We start from the raw sequence: 21,964 nt of genomic DNA on the forward strand, positions 1-21,964 counted from the left end.
GCAGCAATGCCCGCCCTTTTTTATGGAGCTGCGGCATCCTGCCGCTGAACGCGCCACCGCCCGATTTACACAAACTGCGGCAGGATGCCGCAGCTCCCCATGCCGCAGCTCCCCTACTCCACCCTCCCCGCCGTCACGCGGAAGCGCCTGAGCTTGGCCAGATCCGGCGACTCCTCCAACCAGTCGAGGTGGGTGGTCGTGATCAACCGCTGCGCATCGCCCGGCAGAGCCTTCATCACCGCGTTGCGCCGGGCCACGTCCAGCTCCCCGAAGACATCATCGATCAGCCAGATCGGCTGCACCCCTCGCGTCTCCGCCAGCACCGTTCCCTGGGCCAGTTTCAGCGCCAGGGCCAGCGTCCGCTGCTGCCCCTCGCTGCCGTAGGTGCCCGCGTCGAGTCCGTTCAGCCGAAAAATCAGCTCGTCGCGGTGCGGCCCGACCAGGCTCCGGCGTTGACGCAGTTCCCGCTCCCGCGCCTGCTCGAAGGCGGCGGCAAGGTCCATGCCGCCCTCCGCCCGGTATTCCAGCTCCAGCTTCTCCGGATGCCCGGCGATGCCCTCCTGCCGCTCCGCCACCGCCGGGGCCAGTCGTTCGGATACCGAGACCCGCACCGAGCGCAGGACCGCCGCTGCCTCGACCATCACACCTTCGTAGGACCGGATCTCCGCCTCCCGCCGTGCCGGATCCTTGAGCAGGAAATTCCGCGCCTTCAGCGCCCGGCGGTAGCGGGCCAGCGCCCGACGATAATCCGGCGCCACCTGTGATCCGATGAAATCCAGATACCGCCGCCTCGTCTCGCCGCCACCGCGCACCATCTCGATGTCGTCGTTCCCCATCCACACCAGCAGCCCGCCATCCTCGAGGTAGGCACCCTGGCTCGCGCGAGTCTCGCCATCGACCCGGAAATCCATCGGCTGCCGCGATCGCCAATCCACCCGCCGCTCGCAGTTCCACGCCTCGCCCGCCAGCCCGAATCCCCCCGCTCCATCGATCCGCGCCAGCGTCGACATCCGCGCGGTCCGCGGCGAATGCAGCCGGATCAGCAGGCACACCGCCTCCAGCACCGAGGTCTTGCCCTGCGCATTGCGCCCGGTGAAGACCGCACCGCTCGCCGGCACTTCCAGCGCCAGGCTCTCGAAGCACCGGAAATCCACCGCTCTCAGGGTTCGCAGCATCCGCGCACAGACTGACGCCTTTCCGCCTCCAGCCAAACCCGAATCTCAAGCCTGCGTCAGGGGGTCACCACCAACCGGGCGAACTTCCTGACATCATCGCCCAGCGGAAGAGTCAATGTCACGGTGTCGGTGCCGGGGACCGGCAGATCTTTGACGACGGTCACGCCGGGGTTGTTGACGGACGCACCGTCGGGAACCGCCCGGCTGTCCGACCAGTCGGTCATGTCCGGGCTGATTTCGATGGCGACGAGAGTGGACCCGTCGATGGATTCCTGATCACGGAGGAAGCTGAACACCATGTCGCCGCCGATGCGGGAAAGGCTTGGAAGCTTGGCGAGATCGTTGGTGTCCGTGTCACCGCCTAGGACGTATTCGATGCCGTTCGACACGCCGTCCTCGTCAAAATCGTCGCCCGGGGCTCCACCCGGAGCATTGATCGCGGCCCAGACGGCGTAGCCGGTCAGCTCTGTGGCAGTCAGGAAGCCGCTGTCGTTCAGCGCAAAGTCGGAAAAGCCGGTGGCGGAGATCCGCGCGAGTTGGGCCGCGGTGAGGCCGTTGGCATCGATGCCGAAGCGAAGGGATGCTCCGGAAATGAAGGCACCGGTGAGATCAAGCGTGCCACCGGCCCAGTCGATGGACCGGCTGTCGGCAAAGGCCAGCGAGGAACCGGCTCCAAAATGGATGGTGGCCGAATCCGTGACGTCGAGGCGGCCCATGATTTCCGAGACGGAACCGGCATCGAGGATGGCGTTGCCGATGACAACTTCGGTCCCGTCGGGCAAAACGCCGGCGGCTCCGAGGGTGAGCGTGCCTGCCTCGATCACGGTCGGTCCGATGTAGCTGTTCGCCAGCATGAGCACCGTGTTTCCGGAACCGGTTTGCACGAAGCCGCCGTCGCCGCTGATCGGAGCCGGAAACGGATCCGAACCCTGGGTCACGGTATCGGCGCGGTTCACCGCGAGGGTGGCGCCGGCCTCGACGATGATCTCGGCCGAGTTCTTCGAGACTCCGCCCGAACTGCCGCCATCGCCGATCATCAGCGTCCCGGCACTCACGATGGTGTTCCCCCAGTAGGAATTCTGGGCGGTGAACGCGAGCGTGCCGGGGCCGGTCTTGTTGAATCGATTGTTGGTGTTGGCGCTGGTGCCTCCGGCCACGATCCCGCTCATCTTCGCGTCGATAAGGGCGGATCCGTCTTCGACCTGGATGATGCGTGTGCTGCCCGCGAGGGAAATCCGGTGCTGCCAGTCGATCGTGGCGTCGGCCGTTTCGTGGCCCAGGATCAGCACCTGCCCAGCCCCGATGAAATTCGGGGCGTTCCAATTGATCGAGCTGCTGCCGGAGGTTTCCTGTTCCGGGGAGAATCGCACCACCCGATCCGCGCCAAAGGCGGCAAAGCCACCGTCGCCTGACCAGCGGAGCTGGTTGATGCCGGCGCCGATGGTTCGGTCGACGAGATCTCCGGCACCAAGCCCGAGGAGCCCGCCCCCCTGGAGTGTGAGGTTGCCCCCCGGCAAGGCACCGGCGTCCTCGAGGCGAAGCATGCCGCCCCTGACGATCGTGGCGCCGGTGTAGTCATTCGACGGACTGGAAATCGAAAGCACACCCGCACCGCTCTTGATCAAACCACTGGAGTTCCCGCCGGTCAGTTTGCCGGCAAGAACGGCATCCACGTCAGCCAGGCCGTCCTTGACCATGACCGTTCGTTGGCTTCCGGCGAAGCTGATGCCGTTCCTGAAACGCAGCGTGTGGGTGGCCTCCGGGTCGCCAAGAACGAGGGTCTTCTGGGGCCCGATGATCCCGGTTTGCCAGGAAAATGCCCCCGTTCCGTTGTTGAGCCGCACCTGCCGATCCGCGCCGAAAGCGGCAAAACCGCCGCTGCCCGCCCCTCCCGTGCCGGGATCCCAATTCAGTTGGCCGGGACCGGTGCCGAGTTGACGCGTGAAGTCGCCGTGAAGCCCGAGCACGCCGCCCTTGAGGAAAAGCACGCTTTCACCCGGCCCCGCCGTATCGTCGATGCCACCGGGAAACCCTTCGGAATCATCGAGCCTCAGCAGGCCGTCGGCGAGCGTGGTCGCACCGGTGTAGGTGTTGGGCCCGCCAAAGACGAGGGTGCCGGCTCCGCTCTTGCTCAGCGAACCGCCGCCCCCGATCCCACCCGTGAATTCCAGCGTTCCGGATGCGGACTGGTTGATATCCAACGGCCCTTCCAACGATAGCGGCACCGAGATCACATCGTCGGCGCCGGTCGTCCTGCTCAGGCTCGAGGCACTGCCGGAGTTGTCGAACACCAGCGAGCCTCCACCGGAGGCGAGCGTGAAGGCATGGGTGCCGTTGGAGTCCCCGAGGGTCAGTCTTCCGAGGGCGGTGGGGCCGGCAAGCAGGACCGTCTGGTCGCCGGAGATGTTGTGGTTCATCCGCACGGTCGCGCCGGCGCCGCCCGGCACGCTGCCGGCCACCCAGTTGGACGCATCGCTCCACGGATACGTGCCCGCCGTCACCGGCAGCCAGGTGAAGCCGAGCGGGACCACGCCGGAAACCACCACCTCATACTGACCGAGGCTGGCATAGTCGGTGTAGCCGGTCGTCAGCGGGTCGCCGTTTCCGATGCCGTCCACGGAGAAATAGTACGAGCCGCCAGCCACGGTTCGGGTCAGGATGACCGGCTGGGTGCCGGCGCTGGTGTCTTCGGACGTCGCGGTCTCCAACAGCGCGCCGGCCGCATCATAGAGTTTCACCTCGATCCGCAGATTGGCACCCCTGGGCGCGGGATCGGCATTCACCTCGAGCAAGCCACCCGCCGCCTCGATTCGGAAGAAGTCCACATCGGTGCGCTGCTCGATGACCCCGGCGACCGAGGCCGTTCCGGAATCGGCACCGAGCTCGGTGGCGCTGGCGAGGGTCCCCCCATGGTCGTCGGGGCGGTAAACCGCACCCTGGGTGAGCATGACGGCCAGATCGTCCTGCGTGTTGTTCGCGTCGGCGTATTCCCCCTTGCTCCACTGGCTGATCGGATCGTCGTAGCTGACGCCCATGATGGTCCCCCAGAACCCCTGGCCGCTGTAGTATCCGGCTCCTCCCTCGATGCCGTCGTGGATCAGCCCAAGCGTGTGCCCGGCCTCATGCGAGGCCGCTTCCGCGACGTTCTTGGCGGTGTATCCCGAGCCCGCGGGAAACACCCAGCAGGGAACGTCATTGCCCGCATCGAAGGAGCCCACGTAGGCAACGCCCCCCACCCCGCGACCAAACCAATCCTGACCACTGCCGCCGATGCAGACGCGAATGCCGTATCGCGCATCGCCGGAATCCGTCTTCCTCAAGTCCTCGATGTCCGGTTCCTCGGTGGTCACGTCGATTTGATACATCGAGAAATCCTCGGCCACCCTTTGCCAGATCTCGATGATGCGGTTGCGCTCCTCGGTGCTGAACGAGTTGGGGTTGCTGTTGGGAATGTTGTAGGGAGGCGCGTAGGCCCCCTCCTTCCAGTTGCCGGGGGTGTCGTCGACGTGGCCGTCGAAGTCCAGGTAGATCACCCGGTCGGCGCCGGGGCGGCTGTGGAGCAGGAAGGCCTGCGAGGTGTCGAACGGCCCCGGATCGGTGGGACCGATTTCGAGCACCCCGTCGCCTTCCGGGCCATGCTCGGGTCCGCAATCCGTGCACTGGGCCGGACAGGCGTAGAAAAGCTGTCCGACTTCATCCACCCAGAGGGAGGGGTCCGCACGAAAGACCGAGCGGAGCTGCCGGGCGGACCGCCCATGAAAAGCCGCGACCTCGGGGAGACGACCGCCCAACGCCGCGACGGCCGCTTCACCTCGCGCCGGTGCCGCCATCCGGATGCCCGCGGGAAAGCCCGGTTCCGCGGGATCCTTGGCTTGGCTCACCCCCGGGCATGCAAGGAGCAGGGCGGGCACCCCTACCGAGACGTGAAGCGTGCGCCTGAGTGTTTCCGCGACCTTGGTTCGGGTGGGTTTCACGTCGGCCATGAAGCTGCCATTGTTCCCATAATTCCATGGGGATGTCGATTTGATCGGCACCCCCCTTTCGGGTGACGAGAAGTCCGTTCCCGGGATCGCGTGCATGAAAATCCCACCTCCATCATCCATCCTCTTCATCCATCTTCATCCCGTCGATCAAGCAATCCACCGCCCGAGCCCTCTCCGGCCCCCAATCCCGCCTTGAATTGCCTCCGGCACCATGCATCCTCCCGCCCCGCTTCCGGCGCCCGGCGCCGCTTCCCATGGCCTCTCGAACCTTCCAAGCCCTGCCGGGATTCCGCGACTTCCCACCGCGGGAGTGCGCCGTGCGCAATTATCTCTTCGAGACTTGGCGCCAGGTCGCCCGCACCTACGGCTTCGTCGAGTACGATACGCCGGTGCTCGAGGACACCGGACTCTACCTCAAGAAGTCCGGCGGCGAGCTCTCCTCCCAGCTGTTCCGCTTCGAGGACCAGGGCGGGCGCGACGTCTGCCTGCGCCCGGAGGTCACCGCCTCGCTGGCCCGCATCGCCGCCCAGCACCAGCGCGAGTTTCCCAAGCCGCTCAAGTGGTTCGAGATCGGCCAGTGCTACCGCTACGAAAAGCCGCAGAAGGGCCGCGGCCGCGAGTTCTACCAGTTCAATGTCGACATCCTCGGCGAGGCCGGCCCGCGCGCCGATGCCGAGCTGATCGCCCTCGCCGTCGACACCATGCGCGCCTTCGGCTTCGGCGACGGCGACTTCGTCGTCCGCGTCTCGGATCGCCAGGCCTGGCTCGACTTCGCCTCCGGGCGCGGCATCGACGAGGAACGCATCCCGGACTTTCTCCAGATCATCGACAAGCTCGAGCGCGACAAGCCCGAGAACTCGGCCGCCAAGCTCGCCGACTTCGGCCTCACCCTCGACGAGATCCAGTCCTTCATCCGTTCGCCGGAAAATGCCTCGCTCGCCTTCGAGGCGATCCGCGAGGACCTCGCCGCGCGCGGACTGGAAAGCTTCGTGGAACTCGACCTCTCCATCGTCCGCGGCCTCGCCTACTACACCGGCGTCGTCTTCGAGGTCTTCGACCGCAGCCGCTCGATGCGCGCCGTCGCCGGCGGCGGCCGCTACGACACGCTCGTCTCGACCATCTCCGACGGCTCGGTGGACCTGCCGGCCACCGGCTTCGCGATGGGCGACTACGTCATCCGCAACTTCATCGAGGAGCACACCGACGCCCGCATGCGGATGGAAGTGTGGCTGCAGCGTCAGGCGGCCGCCTGCGACGTCCTGCTGGTGCTCGCCGACGAATCGAAGCGCCCGGAGGCGCTCAAGATCCTGACCGAGCTGCGCGAGGCCGGCATCTCCTGCGACCTGCCCTTCGCCACCGGCAAGCTCAACAAGCAACTCAAGCGCGCCGAGCAATCCGGCGCCCGCTTCGCCCTGGTCATCGGCAGCGAGCTCCCCGAACTCCAGCTCAAGATCCTCGCCTCCCGCGCCGAGGAGACCTGCCACGTCCTCGGCCTCGCCGAATGGCTCACCGACCGCCTCCAGCAACCCGACGGCCCGCTCCTGGCCTAGATTCCGGACCAGGATGGATAGGATGGATGTGATGAATTTGAAGGATGAGACCGGAACGATCATCGGCATTGCCTATGAAGCGATGAACGAACTAGGTTATGGATTCCGGGAGAAGGCCTACGAGCGGGCGATGGTCCGCGAATTTCAGCTCCAATCGATTCCCTACGACCAACAGCGCCAGTTCCCACTGAACTACAAGGACACCCTCATCGATACGCTCATTCCCGACCTGATTGCCTACGACTCAGTGATCATCGACACCAAGACCATCAAAAAGATCACCGATCGGGAACTCGCCCAGATGCTCAGCTACCTCAAGGCCACCCGACTGCCGCTCGGACTCATCATCAACTTCGGCAACCCAAAGGTCGAAGTGAAGAGAGTCTATCCTCTTTCAAGATAGAATCCAATCCATCCCATCCATCCTGGTCCATTTCCACGCACGATGAGAACTCACCACTGCAACCAACTCCGCGCTTCCGACATCGGTTCGACCGCCACGCTGATCGGCTGGGTCAACTCCGCCCGTGACCACGGCGGCGTGATCTTCATCGACCTCCGCGACCGCGAGGGCCTCACCCAGTGCGTGTTCCGCCCCGAGGAGAATGCCGAGGCCGCCAAACTCTCCCACCAGCTCCGGGAGGAGGACGTCGTGCTCGTCACCGGAAAGGTCTCGCAACGCCTCGACGGCACCATCAACGACAAGATCCCCACCGGCGAAGTCGAGATCGTCGCCAGCGAACTGGTCATCGTCAACAAGGCCGAGGTGCTTCCCTTCCAGCTCGACAAGGAACTTTCCAACGAGGACCTGCGGATGAAGTACCGCTACCTCGACCTGCGCCGGCCACGGATGTCGCGCAACCTTCGTCTCCGCCACCGCGTGACCAAGGCGTCCCGCGACTTCCTCGACGACCAGGGCTTCCTCGAGATCGAGACCCCCATCCTCTCAAAGTCCACGCCCGAGGGGGCGCGCGACTTCCTCGTTCCCTCACGCCTCCAGGAAGGCCACTTCTACGCCCTGCCCCAGGCCCCCCAGCAGTACAAGCAGCTGCTCATGGTCGGCGGCGTGGAGAAATACTTCCAGATCGCCAAGTGCTTCCGCGACGAGGACCTCCGCGCCGACCGCCAGCCGGAGTTCACCCAGATCGACATCGAGGCCTCGTTCGTCGGCCAGGACGACATCATCCACCTCGTCGAAGGCCTGCTCGGCCGCGTCTTCCGGGAGTCGCTCGAGGCCGAGATCCCGGCCAGCTTCGACCGCATGACCTGGCGCGAGGCGATGGACCGCTACGGCTCCGACAAGCCCGACCGCCGCTTTGCGCTCGAGTTCGTCGACCTCTCCGAGGAACTCAAGGACTGCGAGTTCCGCGTCTTCTCCGGGGCCGTCGCCAATGGCGGCGTGGTCAAGGCGATCAACGCCAAGGGCTTCGCCGACATCTCCACCGGACAGATCGACAAGCTCACCAAGCTCGCCCAGGACGCCGGAGCCAAGGGCCTTGCCTACATCCAGGCCCGCGGCGAGGAGCGGGACAAGTGGCGCTCGCCCTTCGTCAAGCGCATGACCGATGACGAGGTCGAAGCGCTGCGTGCCAAACTGAACATCGAGCCCGGCGACCTCATCCTCTTCGCCGCCGACCAATGGGAAAGCGCCTGCGAGGTGCTCGGACGCGTGCGTCTCGCCTGCGCCGAAATGCAGCAACTCACCAAGGACAACACCGAACTCGACTTCCTCTGGGTCACCGAGTTCCCGCTGCTCGCCTTCGATGAGGAGGAAGGCCGCTACGTTGCCGTCCACCACCCCTTCACCCGCCCCCATCCCGACGACGAGCAGAAGCTCCTCAAGGGCGAGCTTTCCACCGACATCCGCGCCCTTGCCTACGACGTCGTCCTCAACGGCCACGAACTCGGCGGCGGCTCGATCCGGATCCACGAGGCCCCGCTTCAGAGTGCCATGTTCAAGGCCCTCGGCATCAGCGAAGAGCAGGCCGCCGATGAGTTCGGGCACATCCTCGACGCCTTCCGCTTCGGTGCCCCGCCCCACGGCGGTGTCGCCCTCGGCCTCGACCGCCTGGTCATGCTCATCTGCGGCGAGCACTCGATCCGCGAAGTCATGGCCTTCCCGAAAAACAACAAGGGCAGCGACCTGATGAGCCAGTCACCCGCCGAGGTCGATCCCAAGCAACTCCGGGATCTCCGTCTCCAACTCAAGAAACGCCCGGGCAACCCCGATGCCACCCCGGCCTGAGGCCCGCGTCGTTCCCGCTCCCCCCCGGCCGATGGAACCTGCCGACAAAAATCCGGTGCCGACGTCCGGAACCGGTCGCTTCACCCGGAAGCACTGGGTGATCCTCGTGCTGTCGTTGATCCCGCTCGCGGCACTGCCGTGGACGGTCGACTACTGGCCCGGACAGGACGACCCGAACCACCTCGCGCTGACCCATATCGTCCAGCAGTTTAACGAGCCCGGCTCACCCTTTCCCGACTACTTCACGGTCAATCGGGACCTGAGCCCCTACAAGCTCTACTACTTCCTGCTGATCTTCCTGTCGCGCTTCATGGAAATCGACGCCGCCAACCGCGTCGTCGTCTCCACCGTGATCCTCGGCCTGCCGCTCGTGATGCTGTTCTGGCTGCGCCGCTTCGCCCCGGATCGCCAGACCCACGTCTTTCTCGTCTGCCTGCTCGCAACCACCCTGCTGCCGCTGATCGGCTTCCACGCCTACATGCTCAGCCTGATCTTCGGGATCGCGGCACTGGCGATGGCCTCGGGGAAACCCGACGCCGAAGGGCTCCGGCAGCCCGCCGGCTGGGGCGGACTGCTCGCGGCCTCGGTGCTGCTCTTCATCGGCGCCATCGCCCACCCCGTCGCACCGGTCATCATCGGCGCGATTCTCTTCTTCATCGAAGCGCCCGGCCGCAAGCTCGTGCCGTGGCTGCGCCTCGCCGTCGTCGGCACCCCCGCGGTCATCCTGCTGGGTGCCACTTCCCTGGCTTCTCCGCCCAACGACAACCTCGCGGCCTTCGCCCCGAACTTTCCCGGGATCCTGCCCAACATCCGGGTGCTGCTTTCCAATGTCATTGCTTTCGATCGCACCGAGTTCCTCATCCGCCTCCCGGTGCTCATCGCCCTCCTCAGCGCCGGCATCCTCGCGCTGCGGGGCATCGGCATTCGCGGCCAGGGCCGGGACCAGTGCCTCGCCCGGGTGTTCGTGGTCATGCTGGTGGCCCTGTTCACCCTGCCCAACTTTCCCGCGCTCAACTTCCTTCCCGAGCGCTTCGCATTTCTCGCGCTCCTGATTGCCGCAATGCTCCCGCTGCCGTCGTGGATCGCACGTCGTCCCCGCGCGCTGCTGGGCTTCACCCTGGTGGCCAGCCTCACCCTTTTCTTCGTCCAGCACCGTGCCGCCAAGAGCCTCAGCTCCGAGGTTGCCAAGGTCGTCGAAGCCGGCCAGGACCTTCCACGTGGCACCAAGGTCCTGCCCCTCATGTTCGGCAGCCCGGAGCACGGCGACAAGATCAACCCCCTGCGCCACGCCTGGGGCCACCTCGTTCTCGAGAAGGACATCGTGACGCCCTATCTCTTCGCCAACAGCAGCGGCTTCACCATCGCCGGCGGCGGGTGGCGCCCGGTAACCTACCGCGATCCCTTCGGGCCGGACAACATGCTCTACATGCAGGAGGGCCTGCCCGACACCATGGTCAAGTACGAGCGCTTCATCTCCGAGTCCGCTCTCCGCCTGATGAAGGAGCTGATCCTCGAAACCATGGCCAGCTACGACCGGGCGATCCTTGTCCTGCCACCTGAGGATTTCGTGGAGGAGGCCATGGAATCCATGGAAACCGTGAGGCGGGTCGACAAGGTCTGGGTTCTCAAGCCACGCGGGGACTCCACCCCGGACGCAGAACCGGAAGACGAGCCCTGATCGGGCTTCCAGGCGCTTCGCGCCTACCGGCCCCGCAGGTTCTGCCAACCCAGCTTCAGCACCACGCCAAGCGCCTCGGTGATGATGCCGCCGGACATCTTGCTCTGTCCAACCTCGCGATCCTTGAAGACGATGGGCACCTCGACCACCCGGGCGCCTGCCCGGGACGCAAGATGGGTCATCTCGATCTGAAAGACGTAGCCGCCCGAGTGGACCCCGTCCCAGTCGATGGCCGCGAGCGTCTCCCTCTTCCACGCCTTGAAACCACCGGTCAGGTCGTGTGGTTCGAGCGCCAGCATCGTGCGGGCAAAGATCGAACCACCCCGTGAAATGAGCCGTCGGTGGAGTCCCCAGCCCTCGACGCCGCCGCCGCGCACGTAGCGGGACCCGATCACCAGATCCGCTCCCGCCTGAATGGCATCGACCAGCGATGGCAACGCCTCCGGCGCATGCGACCAGTCGGCATCCATCTGGACGACGCACCCGGCCCCGGCCTCGATCACCACTTCAAACCCGGCGAGATAGGCTTTTCCCAGGCCCTCCTTGCCGGCCCGGTGCAGCACCCGCATCCGCGGTTCGTCCGCCGCCAGTTCGTCCGCCAGCCTGCCGGTTCCATCCGGCGAGGCATCGTCCACCACCAGCAGCCTCGCACCCGGCAGCGCCGCGAGGATCGCCGACGAGATTCCCGGAAGATTCTCCGCCTCATCGTAGGTCGGGAGCACCACCCAGGTGCCGTCATACCGCTCCTCGCCGTCTATCATCGCGCGGACCCTACCGGCACTCCCCCCGGCTTGGCGAGAACCCGTGTCAAGGATCGCCCTGGCCCTGTCCTCGCCGCCCCGGTTTGGCGCTTGTCGCCCGCTGGCGCCTTCCCCTAGTGTCCCGCGCATCAAGTTCGTCACCTTTCGAAGAAATGGAGGAGTTTTTGAAGTTTGCTCGCTACGCTCGGTCCCCGAATGGGGCGCGGGTCTTTTTCCCAACTGCTGCGTTGTTCGTCGGTCACGAATCTCGATTCGCTTCCTCCTCACGCCTTGCATTTGGAAAAAATCTCGCGCGCGAAAGGCAACGCTCTTTCCGCGCAGGACACTAGCCTTCCACCCAAGAATGATCGTATCTCCGAAGATGGCCGCAAGTCTGCTGGCCTGCCTCGTCCTCTGCCAGTGCGCCGGCTCTTTCGGTTCCGGAAACATGGGCGGGCCCACCCTCGAGGAGCGCAAGGCCGCGATCGCCGCCGAGCCGACCGGTGACCACTTCATCGGTCGCCGCTACTACGTCGAGAAAACACGCTTCTGGGGATACGTCCGGAAGCCGCGGGAGTCGTGGAACAAGGCCAAGCTGGTCGTCGTGCGGGAAGACAAGAAGCGCCAGCCCGACCGGCTCCCGGAGAGTGGCGCGGACCGCGTTTACGGCTACGACCAGAATTACGAATACAAGCTCCGGGGATACCTGACCGGAAACAAGGTTTACGACCCCAACAGCAATCAGATCCTCCCCGAGTTCATGCTCACCGGCTACGAGGTGCTCAACCGGAATCCGGGCTGGCTTTTCCGCCCCGACGACCGCTATGATCGCTACCGGATTACCCTCTACCCCCGTTGAGCGCGGATGGCGAAGATTCCCGACAAGTCCGGCCGTTCCCATGGCAGCGTGCAGACCCGCGTCGCGGGTCCCTCCCGGGGCGAACTCGGACGGGTCGGAAGGATCACCAAGGACACGCGTGACCCGGCTCGCCGCCGCCGCCGGAGGCAGGGCGGCGGGCGGGACGCGCGCTATGGGGCGGCCGGCGCGAACCATGGCGCCGTGCTCCGCCGGTGGCTGATGCTGGGCCTGATCCTGGCGGGTTTCGGCATCTCGGGGCTGCTGGTGTGGACCCTGCTCCGCCAAAACCCGCAATCAGGGGCCGCAAGCCCTTCGAACCGGCCCGACTTGAATGATCCCGAGTCGATCCCCGCCCTGGCGGCAGACGAGGCGCTCGAGATGGTGTCGGCGATGCTCGACGCCGACACCCCGGAGGCACTGGAGCCACTGCTCCACCCGGGGAAAATCCGTCCCACCGGCGCCCTGGCCCGGCTCCGCACCATCGAGGAGGAGGAGGCAAAAGGATTCCGCACCCCTGCCTGGCTCGGTGCGTTCGATGCGATCTGCGAGCCCGTCAGCTTCGTGATGGTCCCCAAGGAGTCCGGGCCACCCCTGCTCGTCACCTTCACCGTGAATCAGGAGCGCGACTGGAAAATCGATTTCGATGCCACGGTCGGCCACTGCGACCCTCCCTTCCATGACTGGCTGAAAGGCACCGTCCGGCAGGGAATGGTTCGCGTCACGGGCAAGGAAGACAACTACTTCAACGGGCCGTTCCGGGACGACGACATCTGGGCCTGCTTCGCCCTTTCCCATCCCGGGGGCGATGCCAGCCTCTACGGCTACTGCCGTCGCGACGGACCGCAATTCGGCGCCATCAGGGCGATCCTGCGCCGCAATCTGCTTGCGGCGTCGGAGCCGGACAAGCTTTCGGGCAAGGCGGGGTCCTTCCGGACCACCCTGCGGCTTCGCAACGCGGAAGACGGCGTGTCCCGCCAGTTCCTGATCACCGAAGTGATCGCGGACGACTGGGTGATCGGCGACGAATCGCTGGAGACGATTCTCCAGCGGACCGAGTCCGGCATGGAGTAACGGAGCGCCCTTCAGTCTCCGCCGTAGGACGACTCCACCCGCTGAGCGACGTCCCGGTAGCCGTAGTCCACTTCGTAGATTTCCTTGAAGCACTCGATGGCCGCTTCCTTGTCGCCCATCTCGTCGTGCAGAAGACCCTTCTCGTAGAGGACCTCCTTCTTGGTCGCATCCATCGCCACAAGGTCGGAAAGCGCCGTCTCCAGCTGCTTCACACCCATGTCCCGCATCCCCTTGGCCTTGAAGGTCCGTCCGAGCAGCAGCAGCACCTTCGACTGGATGTGGGGATTGCGCTTCGCCTGCTGGAGCTGCGGAATCGCCGCGCTGTAGTCACCGGCGTTGTAGAGCGCCCGACCCAGCTCGAAGCGGAGGAGCGGATCGGTGGGGTTCTGCTCGACCCGCCGCCGGGCATCGTCGACCGACTCCTGAACCCGCTCGCGCTGCCGTTCCTCCAGCATCGCCTTGATCTCCGGATCGTCCGGGTTCTCCGCGGCCCGGGCCTGCAATTCCAGAAGTTCCTGCTCCTTGAGCCGGTCCTGCATCTTCTCCGCCTTGGTTCTCAGGGCGCTGTCACCATTGCTCAGGGAAAAGGCCCAATCGAAATAGGCGTGCGCCTGTTCCCAGTCCTCGAGGCGCTCGAACACCGAAGCCAGTTCCTTGACCACCTTCAGGTTGTTCTGATCCTGTGAGTATTGCTCGGCAAGCTGGTCCCGGCGCTCTTCGAGTTGTTCGCGGGTCAGCCCGGTACGGGCCTGCTTCTCGATGTCCTCGAACTCCTCCTTGTTGCGCATCAGGTCGCGCATGCTCGAATCCTCGCTCCACTTCTGCTTCTCCATCGAAGCCCGGGCCGTGGCATCCTTCTCGCCCTTGATCGCCGCCGAGTCGGTCGGGTGGTGCTTGATGATGTCGCGATAGACCTCCGCCGCCTTCGGGCTATCCCCCAGCGAGTGATAGAATTCGGCCAGCTTGTGCAGGTACTTCGCCTCCTCGGGGTGTCCCTTGCGGATCGTCTCGAGGGCAAATGCCGCGCTCTCGGTCCATTCGAGAACCTTGAAGGCTTCGAAAAGCAGGTCGTTCAATTCGGGACTGTAGGGATCCTTGGCCAGCTCGGCCTCGATCGCCGGCAGGGTGGCCAGCGGGTCCTTCTTCACCTGGCCCGACAATTTCATGGTCCCGAGACCGCCGCCGGTCTTCATCCCGAACAGGCCCGACCGCTTCTTGGGACCACCGGACTCGTGACCCGCGCACTTGCGCAGCAAGCGGCGGGCATCCAGGAACCCCGGAGCATCCTTCAGGACCGACTGGAGCAGCTTGATCGCGTAGCCAAAATTCTTGGTCTGTACCGCCGTCATGGCCTTGAGCCACACGGGTTTGACCTTCGGATCGAGTTCGCCTTCTGAAATCTCTGACATGGTTGGGTCTTGGTGTTCTCCGGTCGATCCTCGCGAACCACCGGCACCCACCGAAATTGCTCGCTGCCCCGCGGCTTGGCAAGTCCGCGCTCCAATTGTGTCGGCGCGCCGGGATCTCCGGCACCCGGCAACCCGTCCCCCACGGCGCGGATCCCCGCAACCTCAGCTCAGTGCCGCCAGCGGGAGCCGGGACGCCCGAGCAGCCGACGGGCCGAACTTTCCTCGTCATCCTCGACGGGCTGCGCCACCGGGACACTGCGGCTTGAGGAAGCACTTCCGCTCGATGAATCACGCTCCGGCAGCACGCCCGGCCCATTCGAGAACTCCCGAGTCGACCCCGAAACATCATAGCGGCTGTCCATATCGGCCTGAGCGTCATACAGCGATGCTGCTCCATCAACGATTCGCGGCTGAATGAAGATCATCAACTCCTGGCGATCGTCCTCGGTCGAAGTCCGCGAAAAGAGTTTGCCGAGGCCAGGGATGTCGCTGAGCAGAGGCACTCCGGTGACCGATTCCCGCTTGGTCGAAGTAATCAAGCCACCCAACACGATCGTTGCTCCATCCGGCACCGTAACCGTCGTCAGCACCTCACGCCGACCAATCGTCGGAACCAAGCCCACGTTCTCGATCAACTGCTCGCCGATCACCTCATCGTTGATAAGCGCGATCTCAAGCGTCACCTCGTCATCCGAGTTGACCAAAGGAATGACTTCGAGACTGAGCAGGACGTCCTGGTATTCGATATTGGTGGTGAAGCTGTTGTTGAACTGGTTGCTGTTCGTCGGGACGGCGATCCGCTGGCCGGCTGAGATCAATCCCTTCCGGTTGTTTGCCGTATAGATGGTCGGTCTCGACATCACCTCGAAGCGGCTGTCCGACTGGAGTGCATTGAGGTAGACGTTCCAGTGATCTCCGATCATCCCGTAAAGACTGAGGCCCGCGGAGCTTGGAAAAGCGGCCGGGTTCAGCAGCGTGAGCGGATCCACGAGGGAACCCGCACCGGGGCTCGTGCGCAGTTGGCCGGGAAGCACGCCATTCCCCCTTGCCGCCTGATTTTCGTCGATGGTCCTGAGGAAATCCATTCCGAAATCGAAGTCCTCTCCCAAAGCCAACTGCCCGAACACGGCCGAGATCATGACCTGTTCGGCCTTCACATCGATCTCATCGAGCAGGTTGTTGACCACCTCGACGGCCGACGGTGGCCCCTGAACCACCAGCGAGTTGGTGATGTTGTCGGCGACCAGCAGGGTCCGTCCTACCAGCCGTGCCTCGGGAGCGCTGTTGATGTTCGGGTCGCCAAGGCTGCTTCCTCCACCGGAACCGCCGAAACTTCCCCCGCTGCTTCCTCCGAAACTACTGCCGGAGAAGTTGTTTCGCGAGCTGTTGCTTGAGGTGCTGTTCCGGTTGCTGCTCGAAGTGTTGTTGCCGAAATTCGCGCCAGTGCTTCGTCCGCCCGATCCCCCGCCACCGGCGCTGGTGGAGTCGCTCGAACCAAAGGTCCGCTGCAAGGCAGGCTCGGCGATTTCGAGGAAATCCGCCACCGCCACGAAGCGGAGTTTGCGACGCAGGAAGTTGCGCTCGTCGGTCTTGCTGTCGAACTCGCGGACCAGGCCCTCGATGAAGACGATGTCCACCGGGCGACCCATCGCGAAGATCCGGTTGGTGCGGGTGTCGGGCACGATCTGGATCGGCACGTCCTCCGCCGCGCTGCTCGCACCACCGGCTGCGGCAGCGGCCGCCGCCGCATTGGCCGCCGGATTCGGCAGTCCCGGGATCACCGGGGTGTTGGGATTGTTCTGCACCCGCTGGGTGCGCGCCGTGCTCTGGGCCTGCTGCTGGCTGTTGAAGATCTCGTTGAGCGTGTCCGAAAGTTCCTGGACGTCCGCATACTGCACCTTGATGAAGCGGGTCGCGACCGAGGCCGAGACGTCGATCTCGTCGACCAACTCGATCAAGCGGCGGATCAGCGAGGTTTTTTCGGTGATCACCACCGCACCCGCGTTCGGGATCGGAGTGATCGACCCGTAGGCACCAAACTGGCCGATCACGGTGGTGAAGGTCCGGACGATTTCCTCGGGCTTGATGTACTTGAGGTTCATCACGTAGCTCACCACCCGGTCATCCTGGGGCAGGTCCGCCGGATCGATGATCACTTCCAGGCCTTCCCCCTTCGGATTGGCCCCGCCGGTGGCGATCACCAGCACGTCGTGGCCCGCCATGTTGGCGTCGGGCACGAACACGAAGCCCTCCAGCAAGGCGGCCTTCTTGATCAACTGGGCCGCCTCGCCGTAAGTGAGCGGCGGTGGTTGGACGAAACGGAACTCGGCGTCGGCGGCGGCGACGCTCACCGTCACGCGGCGTCCGGTGAACTCCCGGTAGAGGTCGGCCAGCTGGTCGCCGTTGATCTTGGGGAAAATCATCGGCTTTTGCACCGGCTGATTCCCATCCGGCGCGTTCGCCGCGGCGGCCGCCGGATTGTTGGCGGCGGGAAGACCCGGCAGGCCCGGGGGCGGAGCGGGATCCTGTGCCACGGCGATGCCGGACAGCAGGAGGCAGAGGAAAAGAAAACGTGACATCGAAGGGCGGGCTTGGGGCGGAAGCATCAGGATTGGGGAAGGTCGGGCAAGGCGAAAGCAGGCTTACTTGTTGTTGGTGTTCGGCCGCGGCGTCGGCGGGCGGACCACGCGGGGGCGCGGCGTCCTTACACCCGGTTGGGCCGCCGGGTTGGGCTGGTTGAGTCCCGGAATCACCGGCCGTCCCGGCTGGGCCTGCGGCGGCTTCTGCTGGGCAGGTGGCTGCTTCACCGCCAGCACCTGCTCATCGAATCCGATCTCCTTGGTGTGGGCGCCGGATTGGATCTTCGCCACCGTGTCCTTCCAGGTCTCCTCGCCCCACTGCACGTCGAGCACCTTGAATCCGGAATCGTCCCCGGAGCGGATGATCTTCCGTTCGTCGGGCTTCTTCTTGTTGATCAGGACGACGTAGTAGCCGTCCTTCAGCTCGGAAATCCCGCTCAGGGCGAAGTCGTCGAGGGGGCTCTCGACCTCGCGCACCTCGCGCTCGATCACCGGCTTGCTGGTGAAGGGCGAATCGGTCCAGAGCTTCGAATACTGGGTCAGGTTCGGCTTCAAGGGCACGTCCGCCATCGCGGTCGCGGCGGCGAGCATCGGAATGAGGAAACGGATCATCGGTCGGAAATCAGAGGGCTTGGGGAACGTACCACTGCTGCACGCGCACCACCGCATCGATCCGGGTGTCATCCTCGCGGTTCGGCGAGAGGCGGAGCGAGGTCACGGCACGGAACGAGGAGGGATCGTGGAGCTGGACGAGCCAGCGGTAGAGCCCGTCCTCCATGCCCGTCGCCTTGAGCTCGAAGATCGCCTTGTGGTAGTAAACGCCCTCGGTGTCGTTGGGCAGGATTTTCGGCCGGTCGGTGGTCAGCCCGGCGGCCCGGGCCTGATTGGTCACGAAGCTCTCGAGTTTCGACTGCACCGCGCCGCCCTCCTCGGGATCGGGTTCGTTTTCCGCAAGCCACGCCATCTCGCGTTCCTTACTCTCGCGCTCGGCGAGATTCTGCTCGGCCAGCGCGATCTCGCCGATCAGGCCGGTCGCCGGCTTGCCGAGGATTTCGTTGCCCTCGGCTCCGATCTCCTGCTCCAGCGAGTTCATCTTCTGCGCATACAGGTTGTAGCCGTAGAAGTTGAGCACGGCGAAAATCACCACTCCGAAGAGGATCAGCAGTCTTTTCTCCCGGGTGTTCATGCTCGGTCTGTGCCCATGAAAAGCCGGAAGAGGGTGGATTTGTCGGTTTTCATCGGTTTAGTAGGTTTCCTCGCTGCCTTCGGGGAAGCCCCTCACGCGGAAATCCCAGCCCTTGGCGGACTTGGAGGGTGGCTCCACTTCCCACTCGAGCCACTTCAGGTCGCCGCTGTTCCGCAGCGAACTGTAGAACTGCGTCGCGGGTGCCGACTGGGGCGCGGTGCCGATCAACTGAATCTCGCCCCCATCGACGTTGAGATCCGCCGTTCCCAACCGCAGCCCGCTGTTTCTCGGGATCGCCTGTTGCACCGCGCGCATGATTTCCATGGGACTCAGCCGCGATTCAACGACCGGCCCCAGTTCCGTCCAGCGCGCGTTGTGCTCCTGGAGCACCCCTGCGGTGCCGCCCTGCAATTCCACGAGTTCTGCCGCCAGTATCTTCTTTACCCGCTGCTTTTCCCAGATCTGGTAGCCGAACCAGCCGACCACGCCGAGGTAGGCGAGAATCAGAAGCGTCACCAGGGTGGTCCGCTGGTTGCGGCGCTTGCGGGCCACCCGCGCGGCCCGCACGTCCTCGGGCAGCAGGTCGCTGAAGGGATCCGGCATCACCGGATCGGGCCGCGCCTCGACCCGCGGCCGGGTCGGGAAGGCATCCGCCAGCGCCCCGGCCTCGCCCAGCTCACCTTCCGGCGGCCACACGCGGATCAGGCCGGGCTTGCAGGGCAGGCCCTGCATCGCGAGTTGGCTGAGCACGAGCTGGACTTCCCGCAACACCGCTCCATCCGGGGCCTCCGTGCTGGAGGAGGTTGCCTGCGAATAGAGCAGCCGGCCTCCGACGTAGAAGCCGAAGACCCAGCGTCCGAGTTCCTTCCACACGCACAGCGTGTCGCCTTCCACGGCGTAGGCCCGGGGCGAAAGATCGAATTCCTTCGGCGTCCGCAGCGGCAGGTCGCCCTCGCCCGGCGTCTTGAGCACCGCGTGCAGCAGCACGGTGGACTGGTCGTCGGCCAGCACCTTGAAGTGATCGCTGAGCTGCCCGGCCATCGGGTCGGGCCGGATTCCGAGCCGCTCGGCATGCATCGTCGCCAGGTCGTCGAACAGGGAATCATCCTTGCTCTCGGCGCGGAACGGCAGGGCGTGAAAGGCCCGGACCGGAAACAGCAGGGCGAGATCCCCGCCCGGCAACGCACCCACCTCGGAGACCTTCATCGGCTCCTCCGCGCCATCCCGGCGCTGGAAGGCACCATCGGGCCCGCGTTTCCACAACTCCCAACCGAGGGGGCCGGGAACCAGCATCGACCATTCCGACTGTTTGCTCACGGCACCACCTCCTCGGTTCGTTCAAGAATCGCGGGCTGCCCCGTGCGGTTGCGCACCACCAGGATGATCCGCCGCTTGGCACCGACGGAAATGCCGGTGCTCTCGATGCGGGTGGTGGTCTCGTTGGCGCTGAATCGGTTCAAAATGTCTGGGCGGAGACTGCCGTCCACGCCGATCAAGGCAAGCGCTTCCTGCGGCGATTGGAAGGGAGTGTCATCCTCGGTATCCCGCTCCCCGTCAGGCCCCCGCACCATCTCGGGGATGATCGCGGCCTCGTCGACCCCGACCTCCGCCGCGACCGAGATCATTTCCGCCGACGCCTCGTTCACGTCCAGGCCGCCGCCGCTCCAGACGGTGAACCATTCGCGCCAGTCCGGACGCAGGGCCTCGACCAGGTCCATGCCCCGCACCAGGCGCATCTCATCAAGGTTGTAGAAGGGGCGGTTGAAGGGCTGGTTGATGCGGCCGATCTCCTCGTAGTAGGCGACTTCGGCGCCGTTGAGGGACTCCTGATCATTGGCGTCGACCCAGTCCGCCAGGCCGTCGGCCACCGCCGCCGCCTGATCGATGTCCATGCCCCAGTCGATGAACATGTTCTGCAGCAGGTTCATGTCCTCCTGCATGAGGATCTGGTTGATGTTGAACTTGCCGCCCTCGGAAATCAGCCGGACCTCGAAGCCCTCGCCGTCGGACCACTGGCTGAGAATGGGGTCGATCCGCTCGACGGCAGGATTGGCCCCCACGGCGATGCCCATCTCGGCGAGCTGCTTGGCGCGGAAGCCATGGATGTTCGACGACGCCACGTCGAGGTCGAAGCCCACCACGCGGATCGTCGCCACCGCGATGAAGGACAGCAGCATGATCAGCCACAGCACCGCGATCAGGGCGACCCCGCGCCGTTTTCCGGAAGCACCGCGGACTTTCATCGTCCACCTCCTCTCGATCCGCCCGGCACCGGCGTCACGGCACCTCCGGGAATGGTGACCGTCGGAGGATTGCCGGTGCTGCCTCCCGTTTCTCCACCGGGAGTCGCTCCGTCCCCTGCTCCACCTGGCTGGTTTCCACCCTGTCCGCCCTGCTGGAGCTGGCGCATCATCACCTCGGGATTCTGCTTCGGCGTGATCCAGAAGACGTGCCGGATCGGTGTTTCCGCATCCAACTGGTCCTTGGCGAAGAGAAGCTCCATCTGGAGTGGCAGGCGCCCGACCAGATCCCAATCGTAACTCCACTCCATCGTCCGGCCATCGAGCACCCGCCATTCGAAGATGTAGACGTCTTCCATCAGGACGACCTCGGCAAAGGGCTCGTTGTCACCGAAGCGGTTCGTGGTCTCGCCGATCTCCTCGGTCTCCTCGAGGATCGGCTCCTCGAAGTAGCGGAGAACGATGTCGAGGAATCCGTCGCGCCGCCGCACGGTCGAAAGCTGCACCGCCTTCGCCACCCGGTCCATGCCGCCCCAGTTGAAGGTCATGGGCACGTTCTGGATGGTCAGGTCCGAAAGGTACTGGGCGCCCGAGTCCTCGGACTCCAGTTCCAGGCGGGCGTTGCCGGGCATCGAGGAGAACTGGTTGCCCAGAAGTTCCAGGAACGCGCTCTGCTCGCTTACCTCCGCCTGCTTCTTCACCACCTCGTTGCCGAGGCCGATGTTGGTCGTCGCCAACAGAAACACCCCGCCGATGAGCAGCGCGAGCATTCCGACGGAGATCACCAACTCGAGCATGGTGAAGCCCTGCGGAGCCGCCGGAGCCCCGGCACCGGATCTGAAAGTGGACGGCTTCATGGCTGGTACAACCTCCCGTATCGCCAGGTTTCCGCCATTTCCTCCTGCCACTCGCCATCGGCATACCAGTGGGCGGTCACCTCGATCCGGTACATCTGCTGGAGAAGCTGGCCGTCCATGTTCTCCATCTCGTCGAGCAGCTCGATCTTGGTGTCGACCTCCACCGAAGAGCCGGCGATCTCCTCCTTCAGGCTCACCGACTCCACCCCCTCCTCGAGCACCGGCAGGGAAACCGCCTCGTCCAGCGCGCTCTCGAGGATGCGGTTGATCTGCATCCGGCGCTGCGAGAGCTGGGCGGCATCGGAGGTCTTTGCCAGAGCCACGGCGAAACCGGTCGCGGCGATCACGAAGATCCCGAGCGCCAGGACGACCTCCATCATGAGGAAGCCCCG

The 21,964-nt window shown here is 65.0% G+C and carries 17 protein-coding genes; 6 read left to right on the plus strand and 11 right to left on the minus strand.

Annotated features, from left to right (window positions below; translation table 11 throughout):
• Positions 1-113: 113 nt before the first annotated feature.
• Both recF and ACG2LG_RS10385 read right to left on the minus strand, forming a co-directional pair.
• Complete coding sequence (recF, locus tag ACG2LG_RS10380; protein WP_396258737.1) at positions 114-1,175, minus strand: DNA replication/repair protein RecF; 1,062 nt, start codon at positions 1,173-1,175, stop codon at positions 114-116.
• A gap of 56 nt (positions 1,176-1,231) precedes the next feature.
• A complete protein-coding gene (locus ACG2LG_RS10385) occupies positions 1,232-5,149 on the minus strand; it encodes an autotransporter-associated beta strand repeat-containing protein (protein WP_396258739.1) in 3,918 nt (1,305 codons plus the stop codon).
• Between the two features lie 263 nt (positions 5,150-5,412).
• Between ACG2LG_RS10385 and hisS the strand changes: the two genes are divergently transcribed.
• Genes hisS through ACG2LG_RS10405 form a run of 4 tightly spaced genes read left to right on the plus strand, consistent with a single transcriptional unit; the run spans position 5,413 to position 10,631 of the window.
• Positions 5,413-6,708: a histidine--tRNA ligase gene (gene hisS, locus ACG2LG_RS10390; RefSeq protein WP_396258740.1), complete on the plus strand. Its 1,296-nt coding sequence runs from the start codon at positions 5,413-5,415 to the stop codon at positions 6,706-6,708.
• A 31-nt stretch (positions 6,709-6,739) separates the two neighbouring features.
• Complete coding sequence (locus tag ACG2LG_RS10395; RefSeq protein WP_396258742.1) at positions 6,740-7,111, plus strand: GxxExxY protein; 372 nt, start codon at positions 6,740-6,742, stop codon at positions 7,109-7,111.
• Between the two features lie 42 nt (positions 7,112-7,153).
• Positions 7,154-8,953 carry an aspartate--tRNA ligase gene (aspS, locus tag ACG2LG_RS10400; protein ID WP_396258744.1) on the plus strand — a complete coding sequence of 600 codons (1,800 nt, stop codon included), beginning with the start codon at positions 7,154-7,156 and terminating at the stop codon, positions 8,951-8,953.
• A 55-nt stretch (positions 8,954-9,008) separates the two neighbouring features.
• Entirely contained in the window at positions 9,009-10,631 is a 1,623-nt protein-coding gene (locus tag ACG2LG_RS10405; RefSeq protein WP_396258745.1) for a hypothetical protein, read from the plus strand.
• A gap of 23 nt (positions 10,632-10,654) precedes the next feature.
• Here the strand turns inward: ACG2LG_RS10405 and ACG2LG_RS10410 are convergent, their stop codons facing one another.
• Complete coding sequence (locus ACG2LG_RS10410) at positions 10,655-11,392, minus strand: polyprenol monophosphomannose synthase (RefSeq protein WP_396258747.1); 738 nt, start codon at positions 11,390-11,392, stop codon at positions 10,655-10,657.
• 343 nt (positions 11,393-11,735) lie between these two features.
• Between ACG2LG_RS10410 and ACG2LG_RS10415 the strand changes: the two genes are divergently transcribed.
• A complete protein-coding gene (locus ACG2LG_RS10415; RefSeq protein WP_396258749.1) occupies positions 11,736-12,230 on the plus strand; it encodes a hypothetical protein in 495 nt (164 codons plus the stop codon).
• A 6-nt stretch (positions 12,231-12,236) separates the two neighbouring features.
• Positions 12,237-13,301: a hypothetical protein gene (locus tag ACG2LG_RS10420; protein ID WP_396258751.1), complete on the plus strand. Its 1,065-nt coding sequence runs from the start codon at positions 12,237-12,239 to the stop codon at positions 13,299-13,301.
• Positions 13,302-13,312: 11 nt separating this feature from the next.
• Here the strand turns inward: ACG2LG_RS10420 and ACG2LG_RS10425 are convergent, their stop codons facing one another.
• From ACG2LG_RS10425 to ACG2LG_RS10460, 8 genes are all read right to left on the minus strand, one after another.
• Positions 13,313-14,710 (minus strand): tetratricopeptide repeat protein, encoded by a 1,398-nt coding sequence (locus ACG2LG_RS10425; protein WP_396258752.1) that lies wholly within the window; start codon positions 14,708-14,710, stop codon positions 13,313-13,315.
• A gap of 167 nt (positions 14,711-14,877) precedes the next feature.
• Positions 14,878-17,289 carry a secretin N-terminal domain-containing protein gene (locus tag ACG2LG_RS10430; protein ID WP_396258754.1) on the minus strand — a complete coding sequence of 804 codons (2,412 nt, stop codon included), beginning with the start codon at positions 17,287-17,289 and terminating at the stop codon, positions 14,878-14,880.
• Positions 17,290-17,352: 63 nt separating this feature from the next.
• Entirely contained in the window at positions 17,353-17,901 is a 549-nt protein-coding gene (locus ACG2LG_RS10435; protein ID WP_396258756.1) for a hypothetical protein, read from the minus strand.
• 10 nt (positions 17,902-17,911) lie between these two features.
• Positions 17,912-18,475 carry a hypothetical protein gene (locus ACG2LG_RS10440; protein ID WP_396258758.1) on the minus strand — a complete coding sequence of 188 codons (564 nt, stop codon included), beginning with the start codon at positions 18,473-18,475 and terminating at the stop codon, positions 17,912-17,914.
• Positions 18,476-18,532: 57 nt separating this feature from the next.
• Complete coding sequence (locus ACG2LG_RS10445) at positions 18,533-19,792, minus strand: hypothetical protein (protein WP_396258760.1); 1,260 nt, start codon at positions 19,790-19,792, stop codon at positions 18,533-18,535.
• Positions 19,789-20,718 (minus strand): general secretion pathway protein GspK, encoded by a 930-nt coding sequence (locus ACG2LG_RS10450; RefSeq protein WP_396258762.1) that lies wholly within the window; start codon positions 20,716-20,718, stop codon positions 19,789-19,791. The genes ACG2LG_RS10445 and ACG2LG_RS10450 overlap by 4 nt, the downstream gene beginning before the upstream one ends.
• Positions 20,715-21,572, minus strand: coding sequence for a hypothetical protein (locus ACG2LG_RS10455; RefSeq protein WP_396258763.1), 858 nt, complete (start codon positions 21,570-21,572; stop codon positions 20,715-20,717). Before ACG2LG_RS10455 ends, ACG2LG_RS10450 begins: the two co-directional genes overlap by 4 nt.
• Positions 21,569-21,952 carry a hypothetical protein gene (locus ACG2LG_RS10460; RefSeq protein ID WP_396258765.1) on the minus strand — a complete coding sequence of 128 codons (384 nt, stop codon included), beginning with the start codon at positions 21,950-21,952 and terminating at the stop codon, positions 21,569-21,571. The genes ACG2LG_RS10455 and ACG2LG_RS10460 overlap by 4 nt, the downstream gene beginning before the upstream one ends.
• Positions 21,953-21,964: the final 12 nt, after the last annotated feature.

The sequence above is a fragment of the Haloferula sp. A504 genome (assembly GCF_044385805.1).
GTDB lineage: Bacteria > Verrucomicrobiota > Verrucomicrobiia > Verrucomicrobiales > Akkermansiaceae > Haloferula.

What these genes read in the sequence shown, in the direction of transcription:
- ACG2LG_RS10455 (WP_396258763.1), bottom strand. Translation starts at nt 21,572, where the DNA reads ATGAAGCCGTCCACTTTCAGATCCGGTGCCGGGGCTCCGGCGGCTCCG.
- ACG2LG_RS10410 (WP_396258747.1), bottom strand. Translation starts at nt 11,392, where the DNA reads ATGATAGACGGCGAGGAGCGGTATGACGGCACCTGGGTGGTGCTCCCG.
- ACG2LG_RS10440 (WP_396258758.1), bottom strand. Translation starts at nt 18,475, where the DNA reads ATGAACACCCGGGAGAAAAGACTGCTGATCCTCTTCGGAGTGGTGATT.
- hisS (WP_396258740.1), top strand. Translation starts at nt 5,413, where the DNA reads ATGGCCTCTCGAACCTTCCAAGCCCTGCCGGGATTCCGCGACTTCCCA.
- ACG2LG_RS10425 (WP_396258752.1), bottom strand. Translation starts at nt 14,710, where the DNA reads ATGTCAGAGATTTCAGAAGGCGAACTCGATCCGAAGGTCAAACCCGTG.
- ACG2LG_RS10460 (WP_396258765.1), bottom strand. Translation starts at nt 21,952, where the DNA reads ATGATGGAGGTCGTCCTGGCGCTCGGGATCTTCGTGATCGCCGCGACC.
- recF (WP_396258737.1), bottom strand. Translation starts at nt 1,175, where the DNA reads ATGCTGCGAACCCTGAGAGCGGTGGATTTCCGGTGCTTCGAGAGCCTG.
- ACG2LG_RS10395 (WP_396258742.1), top strand. Translation starts at nt 6,740, where the DNA reads ATGAATTTGAAGGATGAGACCGGAACGATCATCGGCATTGCCTATGAA.
- ACG2LG_RS10450 (WP_396258762.1), bottom strand. Translation starts at nt 20,718, where the DNA reads ATGAAAGTCCGCGGTGCTTCCGGAAAACGGCGCGGGGTCGCCCTGATC.
- ACG2LG_RS10420 (WP_396258751.1), top strand. Translation starts at nt 12,237, where the DNA reads ATGGCGAAGATTCCCGACAAGTCCGGCCGTTCCCATGGCAGCGTGCAG.
- ACG2LG_RS10430 (WP_396258754.1), bottom strand. Translation starts at nt 17,289, where the DNA reads ATGTCACGTTTTCTTTTCCTCTGCCTCCTGCTGTCCGGCATCGCCGTG.
- aspS (WP_396258744.1), top strand. Translation starts at nt 7,154, where the DNA reads ATGAGAACTCACCACTGCAACCAACTCCGCGCTTCCGACATCGGTTCG.
- ACG2LG_RS10415 (WP_396258749.1), top strand. Translation starts at nt 11,736, where the DNA reads ATGATCGTATCTCCGAAGATGGCCGCAAGTCTGCTGGCCTGCCTCGTC.
- ACG2LG_RS10435 (WP_396258756.1), bottom strand. Translation starts at nt 17,901, where the DNA reads ATGATCCGTTTCCTCATTCCGATGCTCGCCGCCGCGACCGCGATGGCG.